The sequence below is a fragment of the Paenibacillus sp. KACC 21273 genome (assembly GCF_028736095.1).
Lineage (GTDB): Bacteria > Bacillota > Bacilli > Paenibacillales > Paenibacillaceae > Saccharibacillus > Saccharibacillus kyungheensis.
The window spans coordinates 2,155,776-2,181,191 of the sequence record NZ_CP117876.1; the positions used below are offsets into that span (position 1 = coordinate 2,155,776).

At 38.2% G+C, this 25,416-nt stretch carries 22 protein-coding genes; 14 read left to right on the top strand and 8 right to left on the bottom strand.

What is annotated here, in order from left to right; translation table 11 throughout:
- The first annotated feature begins 20 nt into the window (after window positions 1-20).
- Window positions 21-245 carry a bacteriocin immunity protein gene (locus tag PQ460_RS09775; protein ID WP_274172505.1) on the top strand — a complete coding sequence of 75 codons (225 nt, stop codon included), beginning with the start codon at window positions 21-23 and terminating at the stop codon, window positions 243-245.
- A 9-nt stretch (window positions 246-254) separates the two neighbouring features.
- Here PQ460_RS09775 and PQ460_RS09780 read toward each other — a convergent pair whose 3' ends face one another.
- Window positions 255-848, bottom strand: a complete 594-nt coding sequence (locus PQ460_RS09780) for a TetR/AcrR family transcriptional regulator (RefSeq protein ID WP_274172910.1) — start codon at window positions 846-848, stop codon at window positions 255-257.
- A gap of 251 nt (window positions 849-1,099) precedes the next feature.
- Here PQ460_RS09780 and PQ460_RS09785 point away from each other — a divergent pair, with 251 nt between their 5' ends.
- From PQ460_RS09785 to PQ460_RS09800, 4 genes are all read left to right on the top strand, one after another.
- Window positions 1,100-1,858 (top strand): SDR family oxidoreductase, encoded by a 759-nt coding sequence (locus PQ460_RS09785; RefSeq protein ID WP_273612743.1) that lies wholly within the window; start codon window positions 1,100-1,102, stop codon window positions 1,856-1,858.
- A 289-nt stretch (window positions 1,859-2,147) separates the two neighbouring features.
- Window positions 2,148-3,086, top strand: a complete 939-nt coding sequence (locus tag PQ460_RS09790; RefSeq protein WP_273612742.1) for an ABC transporter permease — start codon at window positions 2,148-2,150, stop codon at window positions 3,084-3,086.
- 27 nt (window positions 3,087-3,113) lie between these two features.
- Entirely contained in the window at window positions 3,114-4,016 is a 903-nt protein-coding gene (locus PQ460_RS09795) for a carbohydrate ABC transporter permease (protein ID WP_273612741.1), read from the top strand.
- A gap of 73 nt (window positions 4,017-4,089) precedes the next feature.
- Window positions 4,090-5,844 (top strand): type 2 periplasmic-binding domain-containing protein, encoded by a 1,755-nt coding sequence (locus tag PQ460_RS09800; RefSeq protein WP_274172506.1) that lies wholly within the window; start codon window positions 4,090-4,092, stop codon window positions 5,842-5,844.
- 111 nt (window positions 5,845-5,955) lie between these two features.
- On the opposite strand, the gene PQ460_RS09805 is transcribed toward PQ460_RS09800, so the two are convergent.
- The 3 genes from PQ460_RS09805 to PQ460_RS09815 all read right to left on the bottom strand — a co-directional run bounded on the left by PQ460_RS09805 (window position 5,956) and on the right by PQ460_RS09815 (window position 8,095).
- Window positions 5,956-6,384, bottom strand: coding sequence for a hypothetical protein (locus PQ460_RS09805; RefSeq protein WP_274172507.1), 429 nt, complete (start codon window positions 6,382-6,384; stop codon window positions 5,956-5,958).
- Window positions 6,385-6,714: 330 nt separating this feature from the next.
- Window positions 6,715-7,098, bottom strand: a complete 384-nt coding sequence (locus PQ460_RS09810) for a VOC family protein (RefSeq protein WP_274172911.1) — start codon at window positions 7,096-7,098, stop codon at window positions 6,715-6,717.
- A 154-nt stretch (window positions 7,099-7,252) separates the two neighbouring features.
- On the bottom strand, window positions 7,253-8,095 hold the full coding sequence (locus PQ460_RS09815) for an AraC family transcriptional regulator (protein ID WP_274172508.1): 843 nt from the start codon (window positions 8,093-8,095) through the stop codon (window positions 7,253-7,255).
- A gap of 211 nt (window positions 8,096-8,306) precedes the next feature.
- On the opposite strand from PQ460_RS09815, the gene PQ460_RS09820 reads away from it, so the two are divergent.
- The 5 genes from PQ460_RS09820 (at window position 8,307) to PQ460_RS09840 (ending at window position 13,353) form a co-directional block, all read left to right on the top strand.
- Window positions 8,307-9,356 carry an SPFH domain-containing protein gene (locus PQ460_RS09820; protein ID WP_274172509.1) on the top strand — a complete coding sequence of 350 codons (1,050 nt, stop codon included), beginning with the start codon at window positions 8,307-8,309 and terminating at the stop codon, window positions 9,354-9,356.
- Window positions 9,353-10,321: an NAD(+)/NADH kinase gene (locus PQ460_RS09825; RefSeq protein WP_274172510.1), complete on the top strand. Its 969-nt coding sequence runs from the start codon at window positions 9,353-9,355 to the stop codon at window positions 10,319-10,321. The genes PQ460_RS09820 and PQ460_RS09825 overlap by 4 nt, the downstream gene beginning before the upstream one ends.
- 62 nt (window positions 10,322-10,383) lie before the next feature.
- Window positions 10,384-10,737: an ArsR/SmtB family transcription factor gene (locus PQ460_RS09830; protein ID WP_273612734.1), complete on the top strand. Its 354-nt coding sequence runs from the start codon at window positions 10,384-10,386 to the stop codon at window positions 10,735-10,737.
- 210 nt (window positions 10,738-10,947) lie between these two features.
- Window positions 10,948-12,717, top strand: a complete 1,770-nt coding sequence (locus PQ460_RS09835; protein ID WP_274172511.1) for a SulP family inorganic anion transporter — start codon at window positions 10,948-10,950, stop codon at window positions 12,715-12,717.
- Between the two features lie 75 nt (window positions 12,718-12,792).
- Window positions 12,793-13,353: a VOC family protein gene (locus PQ460_RS09840; protein WP_274172512.1), complete on the top strand. Its 561-nt coding sequence runs from the start codon at window positions 12,793-12,795 to the stop codon at window positions 13,351-13,353.
- An 8-nt stretch (window positions 13,354-13,361) separates the two neighbouring features.
- Here PQ460_RS09840 and PQ460_RS09845 read toward each other — a convergent pair whose 3' ends face one another.
- The 3 genes from PQ460_RS09845 to PQ460_RS09855 form a co-directional block, all read right to left on the bottom strand.
- Window positions 13,362-14,468 (bottom strand): DUF4179 domain-containing protein, encoded by a 1,107-nt coding sequence (locus PQ460_RS09845; protein WP_274172513.1) that lies wholly within the window; start codon window positions 14,466-14,468, stop codon window positions 13,362-13,364.
- A 336-nt stretch (window positions 14,469-14,804) separates the two neighbouring features.
- A complete protein-coding gene (locus PQ460_RS09850) occupies window positions 14,805-16,529 on the bottom strand; it encodes a methyl-accepting chemotaxis protein (RefSeq protein WP_274172514.1) in 1,725 nt (574 codons plus the stop codon).
- A gap of 364 nt (window positions 16,530-16,893) precedes the next feature.
- Window positions 16,894-17,730, bottom strand: coding sequence for a DegV family protein (locus tag PQ460_RS09855; protein WP_273612729.1), 837 nt, complete (start codon window positions 17,728-17,730; stop codon window positions 16,894-16,896).
- Window positions 17,731-17,913: 183 nt separating this feature from the next.
- Here PQ460_RS09855 and PQ460_RS09860 point away from each other — a divergent pair, with 183 nt between their 5' ends.
- Complete coding sequence (locus tag PQ460_RS09860) at window positions 17,914-18,519, top strand: DUF1836 domain-containing protein (RefSeq protein ID WP_274172515.1); 606 nt, start codon at window positions 17,914-17,916, stop codon at window positions 18,517-18,519.
- A 141-nt stretch (window positions 18,520-18,660) separates the two neighbouring features.
- Here the strand turns inward: PQ460_RS09860 and PQ460_RS09865 are convergent, their stop codons facing one another.
- Window positions 18,661-20,361: a methyl-accepting chemotaxis protein gene (locus tag PQ460_RS09865; protein WP_274172516.1), complete on the bottom strand. Its 1,701-nt coding sequence runs from the start codon at window positions 20,359-20,361 to the stop codon at window positions 18,661-18,663.
- Between the two features lie 345 nt (window positions 20,362-20,706).
- Between PQ460_RS09865 and PQ460_RS09870 the strand changes: the two genes are divergently transcribed.
- From PQ460_RS09870 to PQ460_RS09880, 3 genes are all read left to right on the top strand, one after another.
- Window positions 20,707-22,002: an alpha-galactosidase gene (locus PQ460_RS09870; RefSeq protein WP_274172517.1), complete on the top strand. Its 1,296-nt coding sequence runs from the start codon at window positions 20,707-20,709 to the stop codon at window positions 22,000-22,002.
- Between the two features lie 320 nt (window positions 22,003-22,322).
- The gene (locus PQ460_RS09875; RefSeq protein ID WP_274172518.1) at window positions 22,323-24,263 is read left to right on the top strand and encodes a 3'-5' exonuclease; all 1,941 of its coding nucleotides are present in this window, start codon (window positions 22,323-22,325) and stop codon (window positions 24,261-24,263) included.
- On the top strand, window positions 24,260-25,414 hold the full coding sequence (locus PQ460_RS09880; protein ID WP_274172519.1) for an ABC-three component system protein: 1,155 nt from the start codon (window positions 24,260-24,262) through the stop codon (window positions 25,412-25,414). Before PQ460_RS09875 ends, PQ460_RS09880 begins: the two co-directional genes overlap by 4 nt.
- The last annotated feature ends 2 nt before the right edge of the window (window positions 25,415-25,416 follow it).

Consider the following 25,416-nt stretch of genomic DNA (forward strand, 5'->3'; position numbering starts at 1 on the left):
GAAAGGATATCCGAATCACTATGAGCCAGCTTACACGAACCGAATTAATAGAATTGGTTGAACGCATTATCAGCGCAGAAGGCAGTGAAGCAGAGATTGATGATTGGTTAACTATTGTACAGCAACATGTACCTCATCCTGAGATCAGCAATCTGATTTTCTGGAATGAAGAAGAGTGGACAGCGACTCAAATTGTAGACGAAGCGTTAGCATATCAGCCGATTATTTTACCACCGCCATCTTGAACCAATAGACTAAGATAAGGGATTATTCCGGTGTCCATTTTGTTGAGTAATGATCTGTAGTAGCTGTTCAGACATATAATTGGCACTGTATTGAAAGTCATTTTGGATCCAGGCAATAATAAGTCCCCATATAGCATAAGCTTGATAACTAGCATATAGGTCGATATTGATCCCTGCTTGATTCATTGTGCGAATCGCTTCTACATTGCGCATATCCTGAATACACAATTGTTGCAATTCATAACAAATACGTTGCTGAAATCCGGGCAAAGCGTTGGAATGTGTAATCAACTGGTAAAAGTTCCGATGAGTCGCCACATGATCGAAAATCTTAATAGCCGATGCTACCATTTCTTGAATAATTAATGTGCTGACATGACGATAAGGTTCTTCATACGAATCTTTGAGATCAACAATTACACGTTCAATAATATCGTCAAGCAAGTCTTCTTTGTACGTATAATGCTTGTAAAATGTACCACGATTCACGTCTGCTATCGTGACAATATCGGTGATGGTAATACTGCGAAATTCTTTTGTTTGTAACAATGATAACAACGCATCTGTTAACGCTTGTTTGGTTTTGCGTATTCGTCGATCTATCATAGTGACTCTCCTCTGGCATCATTTCGTCATTGAGCAATAATTAGTCTGTGATTAATCTGTAATTTTATCGAGTCTAAAAAAAGATAATCAACAATCAGTATGATAACTGTTTATTTTTCAACATAATGATTCTTTTTTGCTGATTGCATGTCTATGTTTTAGATTTTAAGATAATTATAACAGATGTTTGTTAACCAACAGATGTTGATTAATAACGATAGAAGCCATACATCGCAGGAGGAATCACGATGAGATTAGAAAACAAAGTTGCTGTTATTACAGGAGCCGCTTCAGGAATGGGTAAAGCGATTGCTTTACTGTTTGCACAGGAAGGCGCTAAAGTGGTCGTTTCTGATATTGCGCAAGCATCAGCACAATTGACTGTTGATGATATTTTGGCTCAAGGTGGTGAGGCTGTCGCTATCGCTACCAATGTCACGCAAGAAGAGCAAGTACAATTGCTTATTCAGACAGCGGTTGAACATTATGGCACACTAGATATTCTCGTAAATAATGCAGGCATTATGGATAACTTTGTACCGGCAGCAGATGTAACTGATGAATTATGGGAAAAAGTATTTGCAATTAATACAACAGGAACGATGCGAACAGTTCGTCAAGCATTGCCTATTTTTACAGAGAAACAAAGTGGGATTATTATCAATATCGCTTCAGCAGGTGGATTAAATGGATCAAGAGCAGGAGCGGCTTATACTGCTTCCAAGCATGCTGTCGTAGGATTAACCAAAAATATCGGGTTTCAATATGCTCCATTAGGCATACGTTGCAATGCAATTGCTCCGGGCGGTGTTGCTACTAATATTGGCACTACGATTAGTGAACCGAATCCATTTGGGATGGAACGGGCTATGATTGGCATGGGCTTAAATCCTAGAAATGGTCAGCCAGAAGATATTGCTAAAGTGGCTTTGTTTTTAGCTTCAGAAGATGCTAGCTTTGTAAATGGTACAGTGATTGTGGCTGATGCTGGTTGGACAGCTTATTAAGGTATACATGATTGAATAATATCTAACCGAATAATAAAGTAATCACAACGTGTAAAGCATTCTAGAGTAAATCTGGAATGCTTTTTTGTGTTGTATTTGTTCAACTTAATCTGTAAATGATTCAAGAATAGTGAAGAAGTATCTGTATATTATTCAATTCTATCTACAGATTGTTCATTCAGTCTGTACCGGTATACCTTTACTATTAAAAGCAAGCAAACGATCTTTATACAACTATTGAATCTATAGATTCTGCACTCAATAGTCATCTATCGAAGGGGGTTCCGCTATGGATATTACGTACAAAAAAGAAAAGGTCGTTCAGATCAAAAGGCGGAAATATAATGCCGATGGAATTCGTTTATTACTTATGACTATTCCTTTCCTTCTTTTTGTAATCGCTTTCAGTTATGTGCCACTGTTTGGTTGGGTGTATGCCTTTTTTGATTACAAGCCAGGTATACCACTCAGCCAGACAGCTTTTGTAGGATTAGAACATTTCCGCGAAATGTTGCATGACCGCGATATGGGAAGAGTCATGATCAATACATTAGCTTTGAGTGTATTATCTATTTTATTTGCCCCTTTGCCGCTAGTGTTAGCGATTATGGTGTCAGAAGTGCGTAATGGATTTTTTAAACGTCTTATTCAGACAACGACTACATTACCGAACTATATCAGCTGGATCATTGTATTCTCATTAGCTTTCAGTATGTTCAGTTCTGAAGGGGCGATTAATACAGCAATAGATCGACTGGGGTTAAGTGATACTCCGCTCAATGTATTGGGAAATGCAGATCATGTCTGGTTAGTACAGACGTTGTTATTAATCTGGAAAACGATTGGCTGGAATGCGATCATCTATCTTGCGGCGATTGTAGGAATTGATGGAGAACAATATGATGCCGCGCGGATTGATGGAGCCGGGCGATTACGAAGTATCTGGTACATTACGATTCCGAATATTATGCCAACGTTTATTGTCTTACTTTTGTTAGCGGTTAGTAATTTGCTTTCAGCAGGGTTTGAGCAATATCTGGTATTTAACAATATTATGGTTGCTGACAAAATTGAAGTACTTGACCTCTATGTGTATCGTCTGGGATTGGTCACTAATGACTATCCGTACTCCACTGCTGTAGGTATGTTTAAATCTGTAATTAGTATTGCGCTGTTATTTATGATCAACAGCCTCTCCAAACGAGTACGTGGCGAAAGTATTATTTAATCATTAAGAGCATAAGGAGGATAATCCATGATCAGAGCGGAAAATACCAAATCAATTCAATGGTCAGACTGGCTGTTTAATGCAATCAATTACACATTGCTGACAATCTTATTAATTGTGACGATCTATCCATTTTATTATATTTTTATTTATTCGATTAGCGATTCATTTCGTGCTCAGAGCGGTGTCTTTTTATGGCCTGCTGGCTTTTCGCTAGAAAGTTACAAAGCAACGATCAAGCTTCAAGGATTAGGCGATGCCGCAATCGTTTCTGTGTTGCGTACTGTATTAGGAACTGCGATTACGGTGGTATGTTGTTCTTTTTTTGCTTATTTGATCACCAAGCGAGAAATGCCTTTTCGCAAAATTATTTACCGATTTGTACTGATTACGATGTATTTTAATGCAGGCTTTATTCCATGGTACTTAACGATGAAAATGTACGGATTACAAAATAATTTCCTGTTATATATTTTGCCTACTGCATTAACAGGGTTTTATATTATTTTGATCAAAACATTTATTGAGCAGTTACCACCTGCGCTGGAGGAATCTGCTAAAATAGACGGTGCTGGTTATATCACTATTTTTACCAAAGTTATTTTTCCACTTTCTACGCCGATTATAGCGACTATAGCTGTATTTGCGGCTGTCGGACAATGGAACACATGGTTTGATAATTTTTTCTTAGTCGAAAATCCCAAATTACAAACATTACAATTGTTACTTTATAACTTTTTGAGCCAATCTAATAGTATTTCAAATATGAGTGCTGCTGATTTGACGATGTCTGCGGAAGCTAGAGTGATGACACCTCAATCGATTCAGATGACGATTACGATGTTAGTCACATTACCTATTGTGATTGTATATCCTATGTTGCAACGCTTTTTTGTCAAAGGTATTATGATGGGTGCAGTCAAAGGATAGACAAAAAAATCTTATCATTGCATAAACCAATGATAACTTGTAGCAATATAGAAGAATATGAGGAGGAAGCTTTATGAAAGATGAGAGAATCAAGCCGTTCAAGCGTACTATTAGTGTATTGTTAGCGCTAATTTTGATAACGCTTACAGCATGTTCAAATAATACAGCTAATACTAATGGTTCGGCTACACAAGCAGGCACAGTAGATGCGAATGGTATTGTCACTTTGCGTATTTTGGTAAACGAGACAGGAACCAAATGGAACACGTATCCAGATAATGAAATTGCCAAAGCGATTGAAAAAAAGATCGGCGTCAAAATCGAATATGTAGAAGCTGATTCTAATAAAATGAATGTATTGCTAGCAGGAGGAGATTTGCCAGATATCGTACGCTCCGATCCGACTCAATATGGAAAGCAATTAATAGATGGAAATCTGGTCATTCCGATGGATGATCTACTTGCCAAATATGGTAAAGACATTTCTAAAAATATCCCTACCGTTGTAGAATACAGTCAAAAGAATTGGAGTGAAGGGCAAAACAAATTGTACTTTTTACCTCCTCAAGTACAAGCAGATCCTAGCCCGGTCTACGCCAACCTTTCAATCGGCCCAACAATTCGCTGGGATTACTATAAAGAAATAGGAGCACCTGCTATTAACAGTACAACCGATATGCTAAATGTACTCAAACAAATTGTAGCCAAACACCCTACTACCGATGAAGGTAAAAAAGTATATGGAGTCTCGATGTGGCAAGATTGGGGATTGTGGCCGTATATTATTCCGTTTACATGGATTACTCAACAGACCGCAGCAGGCAATTCCGATTTGTTTGCGAAGCCTTTAGGTGGTAAGGAGCTAATTAATGTACTGACAGATGCCAATTCAAATTACTGGGTAGCTTTAGATTTTTATAACAAAGCTTATCGTGAAGGACTACTTGATCCAGATGCATTAACGATGAAAAATAATGATTATATGGCGAAAGCGACAGCAGGGCAATTTATATTAGGGCCAGCTACATGGGCAATGGGAGATTTTAATTCCAAATATGCTAAAGATGGCAAAGGATTTGTTGTATTACCTGTAGGCAAGCAAGCATGGTCAGGTGGCGTTCGTCCGATCGGTTGGGCAGACAAAAGCTATGCTATTTCAAAAAGTTCTAAATATCCAGAAAAAGCGATGGAATTTTTAAATTATATATATTCATATGAAGGTGCCAGAACGATGTATAGCGGTATTGAAGGAACTAATTGGACGATTGAAAAAGGTGTACCGCAATTAAGCAAAGAAGTTTCTCAGCTCAAAGTCACAGGAGGCGATGCTTGGGAACGTACAGGGATTGCGCTTGATCCTAATTTAATCGGATTAGGTGGAAATGTAATTGATCCTAAGACCAAGACACCACTTGATCTATTTGCTACAGAAGAAGCACTAGCGAACAATGCGACGGCATTAGAGAAAGACTTTAGTCAATATTATCATGCTTCTTATCCAGGCGAAGTGGTCGCTAATTTGGTCAAAGAAGGCAAATTGAACGATGAAAATACACCGCTCAAAAATTTGACACCAGAACAGACTATTATAGAAAATACGATTGTGTTGCCAGTGCTTACCGATGATCTACTCAAAAAAGAAACACAGCTCAAAGAAGTGGCTGCACGTACAGCAGCGACTATGATTCTGTCCAAAACGGATGAAGACTTTGCAGCCAATAAGCAAAAAGCGATCGAAACGTTCAAAAGTTCAGGAGCAGACGAATTGTCTACTTATATGAATACCGAATACGCCAAAGCTAGAGCAACAGCAGAGCAAGCTAAATAGAAAATGTATAATACGTTACAAAAAACCGCCAGTCTGTAAAAGCAGATTGGCGGTTTTTTGCTGTATATGATTTGGCTATATATAGCGTATAGTGGCGGCTATACGATACTTTTAACGTCGTGATGAACGTGTTTTGGAAGTGAATAATACTTTCTGTCCGGTGCTATTCAGGCTAGGTGCACCATGTACCACTGTAGATTGTGCTTTGGGAGTCGCTTGAAAAGCATCTTTGAACGAAGTAGAACAACCTGAGCATAGACGTCCTTGAGCAATGGGCTGCAAGCAACATTCACAAGGATAAGTCAAATTTTTGTAGCCGTTAGATAATTTGCCTTGTTTGATCAGATCGTGCAACTCTGCTAAAGGGACCTGGGTCGCTTCACTTAAAGCTTCTGTCGTCGCTTTAGGAAATCTCCACAAGTAATCCATGCAGTTTTTCAAAGCCAGATCTAATTGATTACTACAAGAAGAGCATAAGTTACGCATATTTTTTTGGAAAATAGAACCGCATTTCGCACAATAATCCACCATTAGAGTCAACACAATCACCCCTTACATCTGTTTTTTAGTCTTTAAGATATAGGTATATAATACTATATCGGTTATCAGATAACAATACAGTATACAAAAAACATGAAATTTGTCGAAAATAATAAAAAATCCTGAGTATGTAGGTATTAGGGCTTGAAGGGTAATAATAGCATAATTAACACATTTACAAAGTAAGTTCCTGTACTATATAAAGCAATCACAAAAATTTCAATCACTTTAGTACAAAAAAAACAACTCGCCTTCTTGATGGCAAGTTGTTGATAGATCAAATAAACAGTATATAAGACTCCAAATCGCAAGCGGTTAACAACGATAATGTTATTCTAACGCACTACAGATTTCGATAAAATGTCCATCAGGATCAGCGATATAAGCGACTGTCTGTCCCCATGGTTTGAACATAGGTTCTTTAACAATCTTTACCTGTTGCTGACGCAATTGTTCTATCGTTGCTACTACATCATCGACGACAAATCCAATTTCAAATGTACTGGAGGTTGCGATCTCTTCTGCAACTTCAAGTCCAATCTCTTGTCGCACAGATTCTCGTGTGTTAAACGACAACGTAGTCATGCCTGTATCAAATTCCACATAAGTATCCACTTGCATTTTGACCGGTAATTGTAGAATATCTCTGTAAAAATGCATTGTCTGCTCTACATCATGAATATACAAAATAATATACTTCATCGCTAATTTCATAGATTGATCCAACCCTTTCTTAGTCACTTCTATTGTCAGTTCATCATTATGATTCTGATCTAGTTTGATTATGAATGATCTTCCTGCAAAAAGATTGGAAAAAACGGTCATATCCTTGGGAATATTTGATAAATATCTATTTTGTAGAATCAGACTAAGCTTGGATAACGTCCTGTACAGATAATTGCCCTGGAGATAGACCATAATAACGCTGAAAATGATGAATAAAATGAGATTGGTCATAATAACCACCAGAGATGGCTAATTCCCCAAGACTATACTTCGGATAGCGATACATCATCTGCAAAACAGACTGAAAGCGAATAATATCTAATATTTCTTTGGGACGAATACCGAACTCTTGCTGGAAAATACGGCGTACAGTTCGTTCGCTGTAATGTACTTGTTGAGCAAGTGTCGCTAGATCTATCTGTCCATCATAGGCATACATTAATTGTAAGCTGTGCGCTAGTAACGGATGAGCAGGGCGAGGATGAATATCATATGTATATAGCGCTTGTTGTAAGTATTGCTCGATAATATTGATCCGCATTGTAGTATCTGTTGCATCTATCACTTGCTCCCAGAACGTGCTTGCAGAATGTCCCCACAATTCCTCTAATAACATTTGTCCCTTAAGATCAGCTATAGGATATCCAACAATCGCTTGTACAGACTGAATATACATTCGGATACCGAAAAAATTCATAGATTCTTTAGGATAAAAAACTTCATACGTAGACATCCATGAAGAGACAAAAGCCCCTTGAGTTACAGAGATAGCATCCAGATCAAAAATAATATCTATACATCCATCTGGAATAATACGATAAGCAGAAGTATGAGGCAGAGTAGTAGAAGATACTTGAAAAGTAGACGACCAGTAACAAGCTACTGTAGATTGCAATACCGGTTGTGGAGCATATTCCTGATAATGATAATAATCATTCTGTAAATGAGATTGTAGCTTAGGCGGCTGAAGAGGACGATATATCATGCCAGCACTCCTTTTCCAATACATAGCATTCGATGGATGTTTCTAATAACAGCAATATCACCAGATATCGATATTTACGTTTAGTGTAACATGCTTTGAAATGATCGTAATCTAATAATAATTAACAAATTGTTATTATCATATTGTAAATATCAAAATAGCGTGCTATATTGTTATTAACAAAAAGGAAATAACAAAGGAGAGAGTGATTATGTTTGGATTTCGCTTCGTCAAATTTCAACCCAGTGAATATGTGATGAAAGTAAGAAATGGCAAAATAGTAAAAGAAGGAGTCGGCTTATCTTTCCGCTATTATGCACCGACTACTTCTGTGATCGTAGTACCAGTATCGTCGATAGATGTTCCTTTTATATTTGAAGAAATAACGAATGATTATCAGACTGTAACCGTACAAGGGCAATTGACATACCGGATTGTGGATTACCGCAAAACCACTCAAATCTTAAATTACACGTATAATTTACGCAAAAATCAATATATTTCAGATGATCCGAACAAGCTGGCTCAACGGGTGATCAATATTGCCAAAGTATTAACTAAAAAACATCTGGAGCAAATGCCACTGCGAGAAGCAATTCAATCCAGTGAACGTTTAGCTCAAAGTATTACACGCGAAATTATGCAAAATGCCGAATTAGAAAAGTTAGGCATCGAATTGATGGGCTTCTCTGTTTTGGCGATTTTGCCTAATAAAGAAACGATGAGAGCGTTAGAAGCACAAGCACGTGAGCAGATTCTACGCAATGCGGATGATGCTCTATATGAGCGTCGTAATGCCTCGATTGAACAAGAACGACGGGTCAAAGAAAATGAATTGAATACCGAAATTGCAGTAGAAACCAAGAAAAAACAAATTCGGGAAACTCAATTAGATGCTGAGCGCTCGGTAAGTGTGAAAAAGAATGAGATCAAAGAAGAACAATTGCAATTCGATACAATGATGGAAGAAAAGAAACAGCAATTAACAGAACTATCGATTGCCAATTCCAAAGCACAAGCCGATGCCAAAGCCTACGAAATGTCTGCGGTAATGAAGTCGCTTGAAGGCGTTAATCCTGCATTGTTACAATCGATGGCAAATATGGGCATGAATCCTGATAAATTGATCGCGATTGCTTTCCAGGGATTAGCTGAAAATGCAGGTCGTATCGGACAATTGAATATCACACCAGATCTATTGCAAGGACTGTTATCAGAATCAAATAACCATCAACAACAGCAAGGAGGTCGGAATAGATGAATAGCCGGATCAGCGAAAATAAAATTGTACTCGTTAAGCGTAAAACACGATTAGAAGAATTAATTGTTCGTTACAATACGATCCAGCAAGCACAATTTTATATTGAGCGTCTGGGTGTTGATTTTACCGACTATATACAAGAAGATCAGAATTATCGTCATGCTGTAGAACAATCGATGCTTGTGTTACAAACGATCGGAAGAGTGCAACTGTTAGAGCGTGAACATGTACCGAATTTTATTTTTGGTGAAGATGATATTGTAGTGGTGCTCGGGCAAGATGGATTGGTTGCAAATACGATGAAGTATGTCACGCATCAACCGTTAATCGGTGTGAATCCTGATCCACTACGCTGGGATGGGATTTTGCTTCCTTTTCAAGTTCGTGATCTGATCCAGGTGGTACCTGATGTATTGAATCGTCGCCGCGCGATCCAAGAAGTGATGTTAGCCAAAGCAGAATTGAACGACGGACAGACGCTATACGGTGTAAATGATTTATTTATCGGGCGCAAAACACATGTCTCGGCTCGTTATCAATTGCAGTTAGCAGGGCATACCGAGCAACAATCTTCAAGTGGTATTATTGTATCGACAGGGATGGGTGCAACAGGTTGGTTCAAAAGTGTTCTTGCAGGAGCAAACGGTATTGTACACAGTGAAAGCTATCAGCAGATAACAGGTAGTATGCAGTATGAAGAGACTCATAGCTCTACTTATACTTCATTGGCATGGGATACACCACAGTTATATTTTACAGTGAGAGAACCATTTCCTAGCCGTACCACTTCTACCGAATGTGTTTTTGGACAGATTCATGAACAACAGCCATTGCGCATTGTATCGCAGATGCCTGAAAATGGTGTAATCTTTAGTGATGGCGTAGAAAGTGACTTTCTGGAATTCAATTCAGGCATGACAGCAACGATCAGTCTAGCCGAGAAGCGAGGGCATCTGGTGGTATGATGATTATTTTGTGTTATGATATCCGTATCTGTTGAAGATAATACAGTAAGGGGTATGGATTCATGAATCAAAATATACAGCAATTCAAAGCTGATTTCTTCAAAGCTTTAGCCCATCCGATGCGGATTCAGATTTTAGAAGCACTTTGTACAGGAGATAAGACAGTCAATGAATTGCAAACGATTGTCGGATCAGAAGGATCGGCTGTTTCTCAACAACTGTCGATATTACGTAGCAAAAATGTAGTGCAAGGAATCAAAGAAGGCACATCGGTAATCTATTCACTACGTGATCCGCTTATTCAAGAATTGTTAGCAGTAGCTAAGCGCATTTTTGATAATCATCTGGTAGACGCGATTTCTTTATTGGAAGGCATGCGCAATGAACCTGAAGCAAGCAGACATCTTGAGAAATAAAATAAGCGCACCTGTTTACGATAAATAGATCATTTCCAAACCACAATTGTCTATACACAATCAAAGTATCTCTTATAAATAAGGGATACTTTTTTTGATGTGCATAAAATATCATTGACACAATCTGCATGCAGGCGTACTATCTCTGTATATTCAAATAATCAGATATTTGAAATTAAATATTAAAATATGCAAAAAGAAGGTAGACAAATGAAGTGGACAGGAAGATTTGCTGGATATAACCGCAATAGTTTACGCAAAGATTTGATTTCAGGCATGATCGTAGGTATTATCGCTATTCCACTCGGGATGGCTTTTGCTATTGCTTCAGGAGTTAAGCCTGAATATGGAATTTATACAACCATCATTGCAGGTATAATTATTTCTTTATGTGGAGGTTCCAAATTCCAAATCGGTGGGCCGACAGGTGCATTTATTCCTATATTATTCGCTGTAGTGATGCAATATGGATATGAAAATTTATTGATTGCTGGTTTTATGGCAGGTGTCTTTTTGCTTATTATGGGATTGTGTCGATTAGGCAAATTGATTGCCTTTATCCCAAGACCGGTCACGATAGGATTTACCGCAGGTATTGCTGTCACTATTTTTGGCGGACAGATCGCCAATTTTTTAGGATTAAGTGGACTTGCCAAACATGAAGATTTTTTCTCGAATATGCGTGAAATCGTTATTCATCTAAACACATTTAATATATACAGCCTTATCACCGGATTGACCTGTTTTGTAGCTATGATAGTAACCGCACGCTTTTTCCCTAAAGTGCCAGGTTCATTGATCGGATTATTGATCTCGACAGGAGTGGCTGTGCTGTTTTTTCAAGGCAAAGTGGCTACTATCGAATCTTCATTTGGCGCGATCTCAGGAGCGCTTCCTCATTTTCATATTCCAGATTTAACATGGGATAAAATCACCTTTTTGATTCGCCCGGCATTAGTGATTGCAATGTTAGGCAGTATAGAGTCTTTGTTATCAGCTGTTGTTGCTGATGGGATGACTGGCACACGTCATAACAGTAATCGAGAATTGATCGGGCAAGGAATTGCGAATATGATAACCCCTTTATTTGGTGGTATTCCAGCTACAGGAGCGATCGCTCGGACAGCTACGAATATCAAAAATGGTGCTGTATCGCCTATCTCCGGTGTAGTGCATGGTATTGTGGTTTTACTTGTATTGGTGTTATTTGCTCCTTATGCATCCAATATTCCACTTGCTAGTATGGCTCCGATCTTAATGTTAGTAGCATGGCATATGAGTGAGCGTAAGCATTTTATGCATATTTTGAAAATCAAAACAAGTGATTCGCTCGTCTTGGCGATCACATTTATATTGACCGTATTTGCTGATCTGACGACTGCTGTGGAAGTCGGATTGTTATTAGCAGTTATATTGTTTGTCAAACGAATGAGTCAAGGATTAACGATAACCAAAGTACTCCCTGATCCAGAAGCTGTGAATCAGCAAGTACAAAGTCATATGGTTACTGAAAATCATGATTGCCCGCAGATTAGTATCTACACAATTGAAGGAGCACTCTTTTTCGGGAGTACCCATCTGATCGAACAAGCGATAGATGAAGCTATTGCGAATCAACCTCGGATCGTATTGCTTCGTATGGGTAGAGTCCCGATGATTGATACAACAGGAGATGCTAACCTGACAATATTAGTGCGTAAGGTACAATCGTACGGTGGCATAGTGATTGTCTCTGGTATCCAGCACCAACCGCTTGAATTGTTACACAAAACAGGCTTGTATACGATGATTGGAGCAGAGCATTTCTATGAGCGTACAGGTATTGCGATTAATAAAGCACTGGGGTATCTTGATCTAGAACGTTGTCGTGGTTGTCAACATTTTGCTTTTCACGAATGTCAGGCGTTATCTGCTGGAATTATCACTTCACCAGTAAGCTCACCGTTATTATTGAAAAAAGCATTAGGATCTACCGTTTAATTTTCAGAAAACAAGTGTAAAAAAAGACATACGCATCATATCCAATCTGTTGTTATGTAGAAAGGAAGGATACATATGTCTGCATCATCTAAATATACACATCAAGATTATCGATCTATACGAGGTATCGATCATATCGGTCTAACCGTTCCCGATATTGAAGAAGCGACTCGGTTTTTTAAGCAAGCATTTGGAGCTTCGATTTGTTATGATACGCTTACCCCTCAACAGCCTGCTCAAGAAGGCGCAGAGACTGAACAGAAGTTAGGATTGCCAAAAGGCGCTAAAGTGCGTCATATGCGACTGATTCAGATCGGTCAGGGTGCAAGTATCGAGATGTTCCAATTTGAAAATACAGAACAACGCTCTCCCACATTAGCAGTAGATTATGGTATCCAACATATAGCGTTATATGTAGATGATATGCCAGCAGCTATCCGTCATTTTGAATCGGCGGGTGGCATTTTGCTGTCTTCTCCTAATCCATTACCTAATGAAGAAAAGGGAGAAGGGCATTTATTTGTGTATGGACGTGCGCCGTGGGGAACATTGATAGAATTACTGTCTTATCCACATGGAATCGATTATCCGCAGACAAGCGAAAGTAACCGCTGGACACCGCCAGCAGTTACATAATTTGATGCTTATTTGATTTGTATAAGTTGGGTATCTCCAATATTATCAGCTTCTCGGGTAACGACTTGTAATTGCAGTGTTTTGGGTTGATCGAGTAAATTGCTGTAAAAGATATATTCATAACTGTTCGGATCATCGAAAGCCATTTTTCGATTTAACGCCCGTAACAGCACTGCTTGATCGCCTTCACCTGCAATAATGCCTGTCGCTTCTACCCATGATTTTTTGGTGTTATACGGTTCAAAGGGCTGATCTGATGTAAAGCGAACACGCATCTCTAAAGGAGACATTTCGACTCTGGTCAGAGCAACTTTGTGATCTCCTAATTCAATAATATGATTCGGATAGACGATTTCAGTCTCAGGTCGTTTGAATTGACCAGCTAGTGAAAAATGAATCAGCAAGGTAGGAGAATAATGCATATCTTCTGTGCTAGTATTGGTTACTGGATCGCTTAGTCTGCCATCATCTACAGAAGCAATTTGGAATTTGGCGGCAATTTCTTGCGGGAAAGGTTCTCTTGATTTCAAGCGAATAGTGGTCGTGCCACGAAATACATTTTCACTATCAGCATCATGAGTTCCGTTATTGCGTGAATGACCCAGAGGCTTACCTGTAGCGATACTGCTTAATTTGACACTGTTCATCCCGTATATTTCTTGTCCATTTAAGCTTTTGGCGGTATAGAGGAGAATCAATTGATTTTCATCAGCGGTCACAGCATTGACAGTAACGATATAGCCGTCTTTTTCAGCGCTCTCATTTACATATTGGATATAGTTGTGCTTGATAGCAGATATTAAGCTCTGGTTCTGGATAACATCACTTTGATACTGGTGAAAAGGTTCTAATTTGCCCCATGAATTAGCAGTGGTATACGTGCTTTGTGTAGGCATCGGAACGATCAATAGGATCAGCATGACTACCGAAGTAAAGCCCACAACGACTAATAAGCGAGCATCCAACCAGGGAAAACGTGATTGCATTCGTTTGGCTTCTAGTACATCTTCCTCATCTGTAAGAGTAGAGGTATGAGACATTTGAGATAGAGAAGGTTGTTCTGTATGTAGGTGATTGTTAGATGGTTGAGAAGAATCTTTTTTGGATGTGCTCATAGCTACCATTCCTCCTGATTCAGAATAATTGACGAAGTTGCTTAGTTATAAGACATAATTATAAAATGTACTGTCCTTATTTTTAAATTTCTGGTCTGCTAAGTGCTTATTGTATATATCGGTGGTAAAGCTACTTTTGTTACTTTTTTCTGCTAACCTCTAACTATAGATATTCTTTATTTTATCTTACTACGAATAGCCAATACAAGTAGACATCAAAAAGCCCGCCAGCTCTTTAAAGAAAAGCAATCCTTTTCATTTTAGAGTAATGTGGGCTTTTTGATCTATAGGTTGGAATATCTATTTTAGCGTAGTGCTGGTACAGTTTGTCCCGAGTTAAATTTTGAACTCATTCATTTCGCTGTGTAACTGTTCAGCCGTCTCTGCTAGCGAAGAAGAGGAAGCATTAATTTCTTCCATCGATGCTAACTGCTCTTGTGTAGCAGCAGATACATTTAACATACCGGCAGCCGATTCTTGAGCGATATGAGAAATCTGTCTGGAATACTCTACAATCTCAGTCGTGCTTGCAGACATCTGTTCTGCACCAGCAGATACTTCTTCAATATCGCTTGCTACTTGATTAACCGCTTGTAAAATATCCTGGAAAGCAGTCCCTGCAATCGCGACAGAAGCCATCCCTTTATCAAATTCACGATTGTTTAAATCAACCGCTTCAATCGCATTTAATGTATCTTTTTGAATAAAAGCGACCAGCTCAATAATTTGCTTTGCTGATTGGGAAGATTGTTCTGCTAATTTGCCGACTTCATCAGCAACGACTGCAAATCCTCGGCCTGCTTCGCCTGCACGAGCGGCTTCAATCGAAGCGTTCAGCGCTAATAGATTTGTTTGCGAAGAGATGCCAGTGATTACTTTGGTAATATTACCAATCTCTTGAGAGCGACTACCTAATTCTTTTACTACAGTACCTAGAGAATGTAGCGATTGTTGAATTGAATCCATTTGTGATACCGCTTGTTGAATGGCATGATTCCCATCCGAAGATTTGCTTGCCGCATCGACAGCAGAGTTAGATACTGTCTGTGCACGAACCGCAATTTGTTCTACACCGATCGCCATTTCTTGCATCGCTTGAGAAGACTTGTTGGCAATATCGACTTGTTTGGCTGTACCGACTGCATTTTCTTGTACCGTTTCTGCAATTTGTTCAGCCGCTTGTTTATTTTGTTCACTACTTGCTGTTAATTGTTCTGAAGAAGCCGCGACCAACTCCGAAGTAGAAGCGACCGATTCGATCACCTGACGCAAATTGTGCTTCATATCATTAAATGACACCGCTAATGAACCGATCTCATCTTTGTTTTTGATAATCAAATCAGATCCAGTCAGATCACCGGCAGCAATTTGTTCAGCTGCTTTTTGTAGCGATCTAGCAGGCTTGGAGATCGAACGAGCAATAAGGAAAGCAATAGCCAAAGCAACAATAATAGCGATTACACTTAACAAAATAATATTAAAACTTGCTGTCCGCGATGTACTTACCGACTCATCTGTAAGTTGAGTAGCTTGTTTGTTATCATAAGCTACCAATTCTGCAATAGTAGAATTAGCCGTATACCAGAAAGCATACGCATTACGGTGCAAAGCAATCGCTTTATTCAAATCATTATTCAGACCTGCATTAAGCACGTTAGGTGAAACTTTAATATACGCTTCATATTGTGTAGAGAAGCGTTGATACAGACGTTGTTCATCATCGCTTTCGATTAACTTTTCATAAGCAGTACGTTCTGTTTGAATTTTTTTCAGTAATGTCTCGTAATCTTGATTAAGCTTGGCAACTTCATCTTGATTATTTTCTACAATAATATTGAGCAATAGACGCTCTAGATCGGACACATCCCCGTTAAGTGTTCCTAATAAAGTAACACTTGGCATCCATTTCTTATTTACATCGACTGCTTGATTGCCCATACTTCGTGTACTTGTTAGAGCAAGTAAACTTACTATGACTAACAAAAGAATTACACTTAAAAAGCCAGTTAACAATTTGGTCTGTATACTCATTTTGACTTTACCAACACGCAAACGTTTCATAATATTGTCCCCCAATATGTAATGTGTAACGCATTCAACTTTATCTATATCGACAATTTCTTTTTATATATTAGACAATTTTGTAAATTTTAGTGCTTAAGATATAGTTCTTAAGGTTCTAAATGCAAATGCTTACATTTCAATTTAATAAATCACAGGTAGAAGCTGTAATTGTGAAGAATAGTCAAAAAAAGATATCGTCAGAGTCATTATTCATTTTTGGATCATCTTATTGAATAGTTATAAATGCTACCTGATGATTGCAGACAACAAAAAAGCAACCTGTAGCATATAGCTACAAGTTGCTTTTTGATGAGATCTATAGGTAATCCTTTATATATAGAATGAATGTGTTAAATAGGATTTAATTTTGACGAATCCATGCTAATGCCATTGTACCTTCACCGGCGTGAACACCAACAACCGGAATGAAGGGAGCAATTTCAATTTTGAGTAGCGGAGCAAATACACTGATTTCTTTCTCCATTTGAAATGCTTCTTCAATATTGTTAGCGTGCATAATACATACACTTTTGACCAGATCGATATCTTTTTTGAGAATATCCATCAGTTTGTGTTTGGCTTTTTTGAAAGTACGAATTTTGTCTTCTACAATAATTTTACCTTCTACAAAACGTAATAGGAGGTGGATACGTAGTAACTGACTGATCACCAATTGAGTACCGGATACCCGTCCACTACGATGCAATTGAGAAAGACTTGCTGGAATCAGATAAAAGTCCATATTTTCAATAATCATATCGATTTTGGCTTTGATCTCCAGAGCCGTATCGCCTTGTTGTTGCCATTTGACTCCTTGCATAACCATTTCACGTAAAGGAAAAGCGCCGACTTTGGAATCAATCCCGATCACAGAAGTTTCGGTGATCTCAGCCGCTTGTAGTGAAGTGTGATACGTACCACTTAATTCAGAAGAACAATGAATCACGATAATATCGTCATATTTATCTTTAATAGATTCGTATAATTCCATAAATTCGCCAATCGGTGGCTGTGAGCTACCTACACTTTCGTTTTGACGCATTTTCTCATAAAATTGTTCTGCTGTAATTTCAACATTTTCTTTGTACGCTTCATTGTTCACAATCAGACGTAAAGGTACAATATAAATATGATGTTCTGCTGCAAAATCAGTATCGATCATAGCTGTACTATCTGTCACCCAAGCAATTGATTTCATCCAAACCACTCTTTCTTTACACAGAGATAGAATATACTAAAAACGCTATATTCATTTTATTAAAATTTTAACATATAAAACTAATAACTTTATGATATAGTTATTATAACCATATACAATCATAAACACAAATTACAGACAATGAATCTTATCATACATGTTCAGCTCAAGGAGGAATACATAGTGGAAGACAAACTGGCTCAAGAATTAGAGACATGGGGTAAAGAGAAAGTGGCTTATAAGTTCCCCAGATGGGAGCAGATTCCCGACATTGATTTATATATGGATCAAGTGGTCGCTTTATTAGAAAAGCATTTTCACAAATTCCCCGGAGAGAGTGCAGGCAAGTTAATCTCACCCTCTATGATCAATAATTATGTCAAACAGGGCATTATTCCACCTACGATCAAAAAGCGCTATTCCCGTACGCATATTGCTTACTTGATGATGCTGTGCACCCTCAAACCTGTATTACCTTTAGCAGTCATACAAGGTATTATCGAATTTCAATTACAGACCAAAACATTTGCTGAAGTGTATGATCACTTTGTGACAGAACAAGAGCAAGCATCCAGTTATACGATGGAACAAGCCAAAGCCGAAAGCAGATTGCTTGGTCAGACGACTACGACAGAACAAGAAATGTTAAGTAATCTTTCGCTCAAAATGGCAGTACTGGCGAACTCCAGTAAAATTTTGGCGGAAAAGATTATAGAAATGGAGCGAGCAGAAGGAAAGCTCTCTACTTTAGATGATCATGGTAAAAAAACGAAAAAGATCAAAATGTAAATTCAAGTTATTATCTTTACACATGGTACACAATGATATACCAAAATACCCCTTATCCTTTATATGCGATCTTCTGATCATAAAAGGATAAGGGGTATTGTCTATTTGCTATACAGCTAGTAACACAAGTAAGCTAAAATATTACACTTTAAATGCGCTAACTTCATTATGAAGTTGTTCTGCTGTCTGTGCTAGAGAAGACGATGATGATGTAATCTCTTCCATAGAAGCTAATTGTTCTTGCGTAGCCGCAGATACACTTAGCATACCTTCAGAAGATTCTTGAGCGATATGATTGATCTGTTTGGAGTATTGAACAATTTCATTCGTGCTTGCTGATAATTGTTCTGCGCCTGCGGAGACTTCTTCAATATCACCAGCGACTTGATTGACAGCCTGTAAAATATCGCGGAACGCTTCACCTGCAATCGATACAGAAGCCAACCCTTTATCAAATTCAAGATTATTCAATTCTACCGCGTCAATGGCATCTGTTGTATCTTTCTGGATAAATGTAACCAGTTCAATAATTTGCTTCGCCGATTGAGAAGATTGTTCTGCTAATTTACCGACTTCATCAGCAACGACAGCGAATCCTCGACCTGCTTCACCTGCACGAGCCGCTTCAATTGAAGCATTTAGAGCAAGCAGATTGGTCTGTGTAGCAATACCTGTAATGACTTTAGTGATATTTCCAATTTCTTGCGAACGACTTCCTAATTCTTTCACGACAGAACCTAACGAGTGTAGCGAAGTCTGAATCGAATCCATTTGATTAACTGCTTGTTGGATCGCTTTGTTACCATTAGACGATTTGCTTGCTGCTTCGGTTGCTGAACTGGATACTGTCTGTGCACGAACAGCAATTTGTTCTACACCGATCGCCATTTCTTGCATCGCTTGAGCAGACTTGGTAGCAATATCAACTTGAGTAGCAGCGCCATTAGCACTTTCTTGTACCGTTTCAGCAATTTGTTCAGATGCTTGTTTGTTCTGCTCACTACTTGCTGTTAATTGCTCTGAAGAAGCGGCAACCAATTCAGAAGTAGCAGCTACAGATTCAAGCAAGCTACGAAGATTCGCTACCATTTGATTGAAAGCAACAGCCAGTAGACCGACTTCGTCTTTATTACGAATAATGATCGCTTCGCCTGTTAGATCACCAGCAGAGATACGTTCAGCCGCTTGTTGAATTTGTTTCACTGGACGGGAAATAGATCTAGCAATAAGGTAAGCAATTACGATACCAATAACAACAGCGATAATACTTAAAATAATAATGTTCGTGCTTGCAGAAGTTGCTGATTTTACAGATTGATCTGTCAAAATACCTGCTTGTTCATTATCATAAGCAATTAATTGAGCAATTGTGTCATTAGCAGTATACCAGGCATCATAAGAAGCACGATGTAATTCACGCGCTTTATCGATATCATTGCCTTTGGCTGCATCGACTAAAGTAGGAAATGTTGTTAAAAATTGATCATAATTGGTATTGAATTGCTCAAATAATTTGGATTCTTCATCCGATTGAATCAATGCTTTGTATTGTACACGTTCGGTTTCGATCCGTTTTAACAATTCATCTAATGTAGTATTGATTTTAGTAATTCGTTCAGGATCATTTTCGAGTACCATGTTTAGAACTAAACGCTGTACATCAGAGATATCGCCATTCATCATACCCATTGTGCTTACACTAGGCATCCATTTGCTATCAATTTGCTTGGCTTGCGATCCTAATGTATTCATACTGAATAGTGATAAAAGACTGACCAATACCAGTAATAGAATCACGCTAAAAAAGCCGACCAATAATTTAGTTTGAATATTAATACGCATAATTTCACTCCTCATTGTTGTTTAAACATATAACGTAATACCTATATCGACAAAATTCGCTATATATTTAGGTCTTACAGATTAAAAAAAATAAAATTGCTAATAAATAATTAAAAAACTAATAAATGTTTTAATAGTTATATATTTCAAGTTAAACAAATACATTTTATTTCAAAATATAATATTGTGTATACGTTGTTGTAAGAATTTATAATGCAAAATGATTATAAAATCATAAATAATGTAGGATAATATATATATTATTTATTGCAACCGTTTCCAAAAAAAGTTTAAAATAAATACAGCATATTATTCCAAAATAGATATATCTAAAGGAGATCCAATATGGGACATCATCTATGGGCACAATATCCACCCCGGGGCTGGAATAGTTGGGATTGTTATGGAGCCGCTGTACGAGAAGAAGAAATTATAGGCAATGCCGAGTATATGTCTACTCATCTCAAAGAGCATGGTTGGGAATATATTGTAGTGGATATTCAGTGGTATGAAGCAGGTGCTGTATCCTCAGCGTATCGCAAATTTGAGCCATTAGAAATGGATAACTATTCCCGATTAATTCCAGCAGTCAATCGTTTTCCTTCCAGTAAAGATGGTCAAGGATTCCGTCTGTTAGCTGATCGGGTACATCAATTAGGATTAAAGTTCGGTATACATATTATGCGTGGTATTCCAAGACAAGCGGTGCATCAGAATACAGCGATCAAGGGAACACATATCACCGCCAGACAGATTGCACATCCTAATTCTATCTGTCCATGGAATACAGATATGTACGGGGTAGATGCTTCGCAAGAAGGAGCACAACAATATTACAATTCATTATTTGAAATGTATGCAGAGTGGGGAGTCGATTTTGTCAAAGTCGATGATATTGCGGCTTCACGTCTGTATGATACTCATCTGGAAGAAATTGAACTAATTCGTCGCGCAATCGATCAGTGTGGTCGTCCGATGGTACTCAGTCTATCTCCAGGGCCAGCGCCGTTACAATACCAACAACAATTAAGAGACTATGCGAATATGTGGCGTGTTACCGATGACTTTTGGGATATCTGGTCATTATTATATGCGATGTTCGAACGTTGTGAGAAATGGTCACCGTATGTAGGCGAAGGTTCTTGGCCGGATTGTGATATGTTGCCACTCGGTCATATCGGTATTCGCTCTGTAGATGGAGGCGGAGCAGATCGTTGGACACGATTCACACCTGATGAACAGCGTACTATGATGACACTCTGGTCGATTTTCCGTTCGCCGTTAATGTTCGGAGGAGAATTACGGGATAACGATGAATGGACATTGTCATTGCTGAACAGTCCGCTGATTTTAGAAATGAATCATAAGAGCCGTCAAGCCTATCAACTTTCTCGTGATGAGCAAGATCGAATCATCTGGGTAGCGGAGGAAGATGAAACGCATAACCGCTATATCGCTTTGTTTAATGCAGGAGAAGAGCAGAATACGCTAACACTGGATCTATCTTTATTAGATATAACAGTACCAGTGAATCTGCATAATCTATGGCAGCCTACAGAACAATTAACCGTACAAGGACAATGGGAAATAGAACTTCCACCACACGGATGTGTCGTATATCGATTAGAGCCACTAGCTTAAAAAGAATACTTGTATCTCCAATAGAAAAACAGAATTAAAGCATATAGCAACTAAAGACGATCACTACCAACAGACCTAATAAAAGTAGGACTTTTCCAATTTAAGATGGAAAATGTCCTGTTTTTTTGGTTTAAATCCATTATATTGAAAAAAAGTATTTCCAATATGAGTCAAACGAAGTATGATATAGGTAAATATATACGCTACCTAAGACCTAAAAAAATTGAAATATTTCATTTTAAAGCAAAATTATCGCAGATTTCCAGAAGAACTGGACTCTAACTCGTACATCTTCTGCCTGCACTAAGGAGAACACAACTATGGCATATACGATTCCAGACACCATCCCGAGAAAAGCAACCGCAGGCGAACGCCTTTTATTTCAAACGCTCAAAGAACATCTTCCAGACGATTATATTGTCTACTACGAACCAGAGATCGGTGGCAGACGACCAGACTACGTCATTATCGGCCCGGATCTTGGACTATTGGTGTTAGAAGTGAAAGACTACACCGAAAATACCCTCTACGAACTCAATACTCATGAATGGCAGCTACATACCCAAAAAGGAACAGGATCGGTAGAAACGGTCAAAAATCCGCTACTCCAAGCAAGAGACTATGCTTTTCGAATTAATAATAAGCTCAAAAAAGATCAGAATCTTACACAACAAAGCGGTGTGTATGCAAATAATCTCAAGTTCCGCTATGGACATGGAGTTGTTTTTACCCGTCTCAAGCAGACCCATATCGTCAAGCATAGTCTACATCGGGTGATCGATCCTAGATATATGCTTACACGAGAAGAAATAGACCTCGAAGATGAGAATTGCACCGCAGATCATCTACTAGAGCGTATTACCAATATGTTCGATACCCCTTTTCATATGAATCAGATGTTGACCGACGAAGATATCAAAGCGATTCGGTATCATCTATTTCCCGAAGTACGGATTAGTGCAGAATATCGGGAGCCTGCTTATTATCAAGACCAACTCTTACTATCGCTTCATAATATTCAAGCGATGGACTTGCATCAGGAATCACTTGCCAGACAGTTGGGAGATAAGAATCGATTAATACGCGGTGTAGCAGGTAGTGGCAAGACTCTAATTCTAGCCGCTAGAGCGAAGATGCTAATCAAAGACCATCCACATTGGAAAATTCTTGTCCTCTGTTATGGCATTCCATTATCGAGAGTGATTCGCAGTCAGATTGATCGGATGCTCGAAGAACCGGAAGATTTGTTCGATTTTGCTAACAGTCAGACGAATTCATCGGCTACACCTTCTATAGAGAAGTCATCCAATCTACAGATTGCTACATTCCATGAATGGCTGTGGAGTACGATGCGTATCAAAGACGAACTGATCGAATCTTATCTGGAAAAGATCAATCGTGGCGAGACGATCTTACCGCAATACGATGCGATCCTGATCGACGAAGGACAAGACTTCGAACCGTCATGGCTAGAATTGCTAAGTAAGGTGCTTAACCCGGAAACCCAATCACTATTACTGGTCGAAGACAAAGCGCAAAATATCTACAAACGCAAAACCAGCCTGAGCCAGAACACCGGACTCGACTTCCGTGGACGCTCCAAAATTCTCAGTATCAACTACCGTAACACCGCTCAGATCGTCAACTTCGCATGGGACTTCTATCGTACCCATTTCAGCTTAGGGGAAAAGGTCAAAGAAGGCACAAGTATAGAAGGGGTAGAGATTATCCCACCGCAAAGTACCAAGCGCAAAGGGATAGAGCCACAGATCAAGCACTGCGCTTCTTTTGCAGAAGAAGCACAATGGGTCGCCCAGCAGATGAAGATATTACATGAGCAGAAAAAAGTACCTTACGCCGAAATGGCTGTCTTGTATCGTGTACAAAAGCGCTATTCGTACTCTTATATCGATGTATTACAAAAAGAACTATCCAAGCATGAGATTCCGTACAATTGGTTCACCGAAAATACAGCATCCAAACGCACATTCGAACGCCACCAAGAAGCCGTCAAGCTATCCACACTCGACAGCTCCAAAGGGCTAGATTTCAAAGCGGTGTTTATCGTCAATGTCGACAGTATGCCATTCAAGCTAGAAGAACATCCAGAGCGAGAAGTGTCGTTATTTTATATCGGAATGACTAGAGCGATGGACTGGTTATTTTTGAGTTATAGCAAGGTCGAGGGATTTGCAGGGTGGCTTGAAGAAAAATCAAGAAGTTCAGATTTAATATTTTCTAATAAGGAGATCAATTTATGAATTCGAATGCTCCAGGTCAATTACTAGGATTCGGAATACAATTCACGAGAGCACTTTTTCATCTTTTACAAAGTAGCCCTAATGAACAAGTAAGTGTTGAAGTTTTAGGCGATGTAGCAGTGAGAAAAGAAAACAACCATATAATTTCTGAAGAAGATAAATCTTCTATAAAAAGTAACCCATTAACTGATAGATCAACGGACTTTTGGAAAACTTTTTTTAATTGGGCTAAGGCAGTAGAAAATAAAGAATTAGATATAAAAAATACTAGATTTATTTTGTATTGCAATCAATCTGGTAGATTATCGATCATTAATGAATTTTGTTCAGCTAATGATCTTTTAAAAGCAACTTTAGCTATTGAAAAAGCAAAAAAAGAGCTGAAAGATATAAATGATCAACATGATATTTGGAAATATTATAATTATTTAGTTAATGAGAAAATATCATTATTAGCAGAAATAATAGAGCGTTTTGATCTTCAAATCGGAAAAGGAGCAGGATATGACGAAATAAAAATAGAACTACGAAAACAACATATACCAGAGACACAATTTGATTTTGCAATAAATATTTTAGAGGGATGGGTAAGTAAAGAAATTAAAGAAAAAATTGCTTGTAAGATTCCTGCCGTTATTACATGGGAAGATTTTCACCATCAATTTTTAGTTTTATTCAATAGAGTACGTAGTAGAGAGCTTATTGATTACACAATCTCATATCAACTTGGAGAAGATATAGTTAAACAGCATGCTTTAGCTAAACCTAATTATTTACAACAACTTGAATCAATAGAAATCGAAGAGGATGAAATCATTGAAGCTATTTCAGATTATTTAAAAGCAGATGTTAATCGTGAAAAATGGATTGAAAGTGAAATTATTGATGAACATATAGCTAAAGAGTTTGAAGATAGTTTAAAGAAATTTTGGAGTAACCAAGCTAGAAAAATAAGCTTAACAGAAAAAGACTTAAATCATATAGAAAAAGGACAATTACTTTTGTTAGATTGTAAATTAAAACCACAAGTAATTAGAGAGATGCATCCACCATGTTCTACCATTCCAGGAACTTATCATGCTTTAGCTGATGATTTTTTTGTTGGTTGGCATCCTCATTGGAAAATGTTGTTTTCAAGGAAGGATAATTAAAT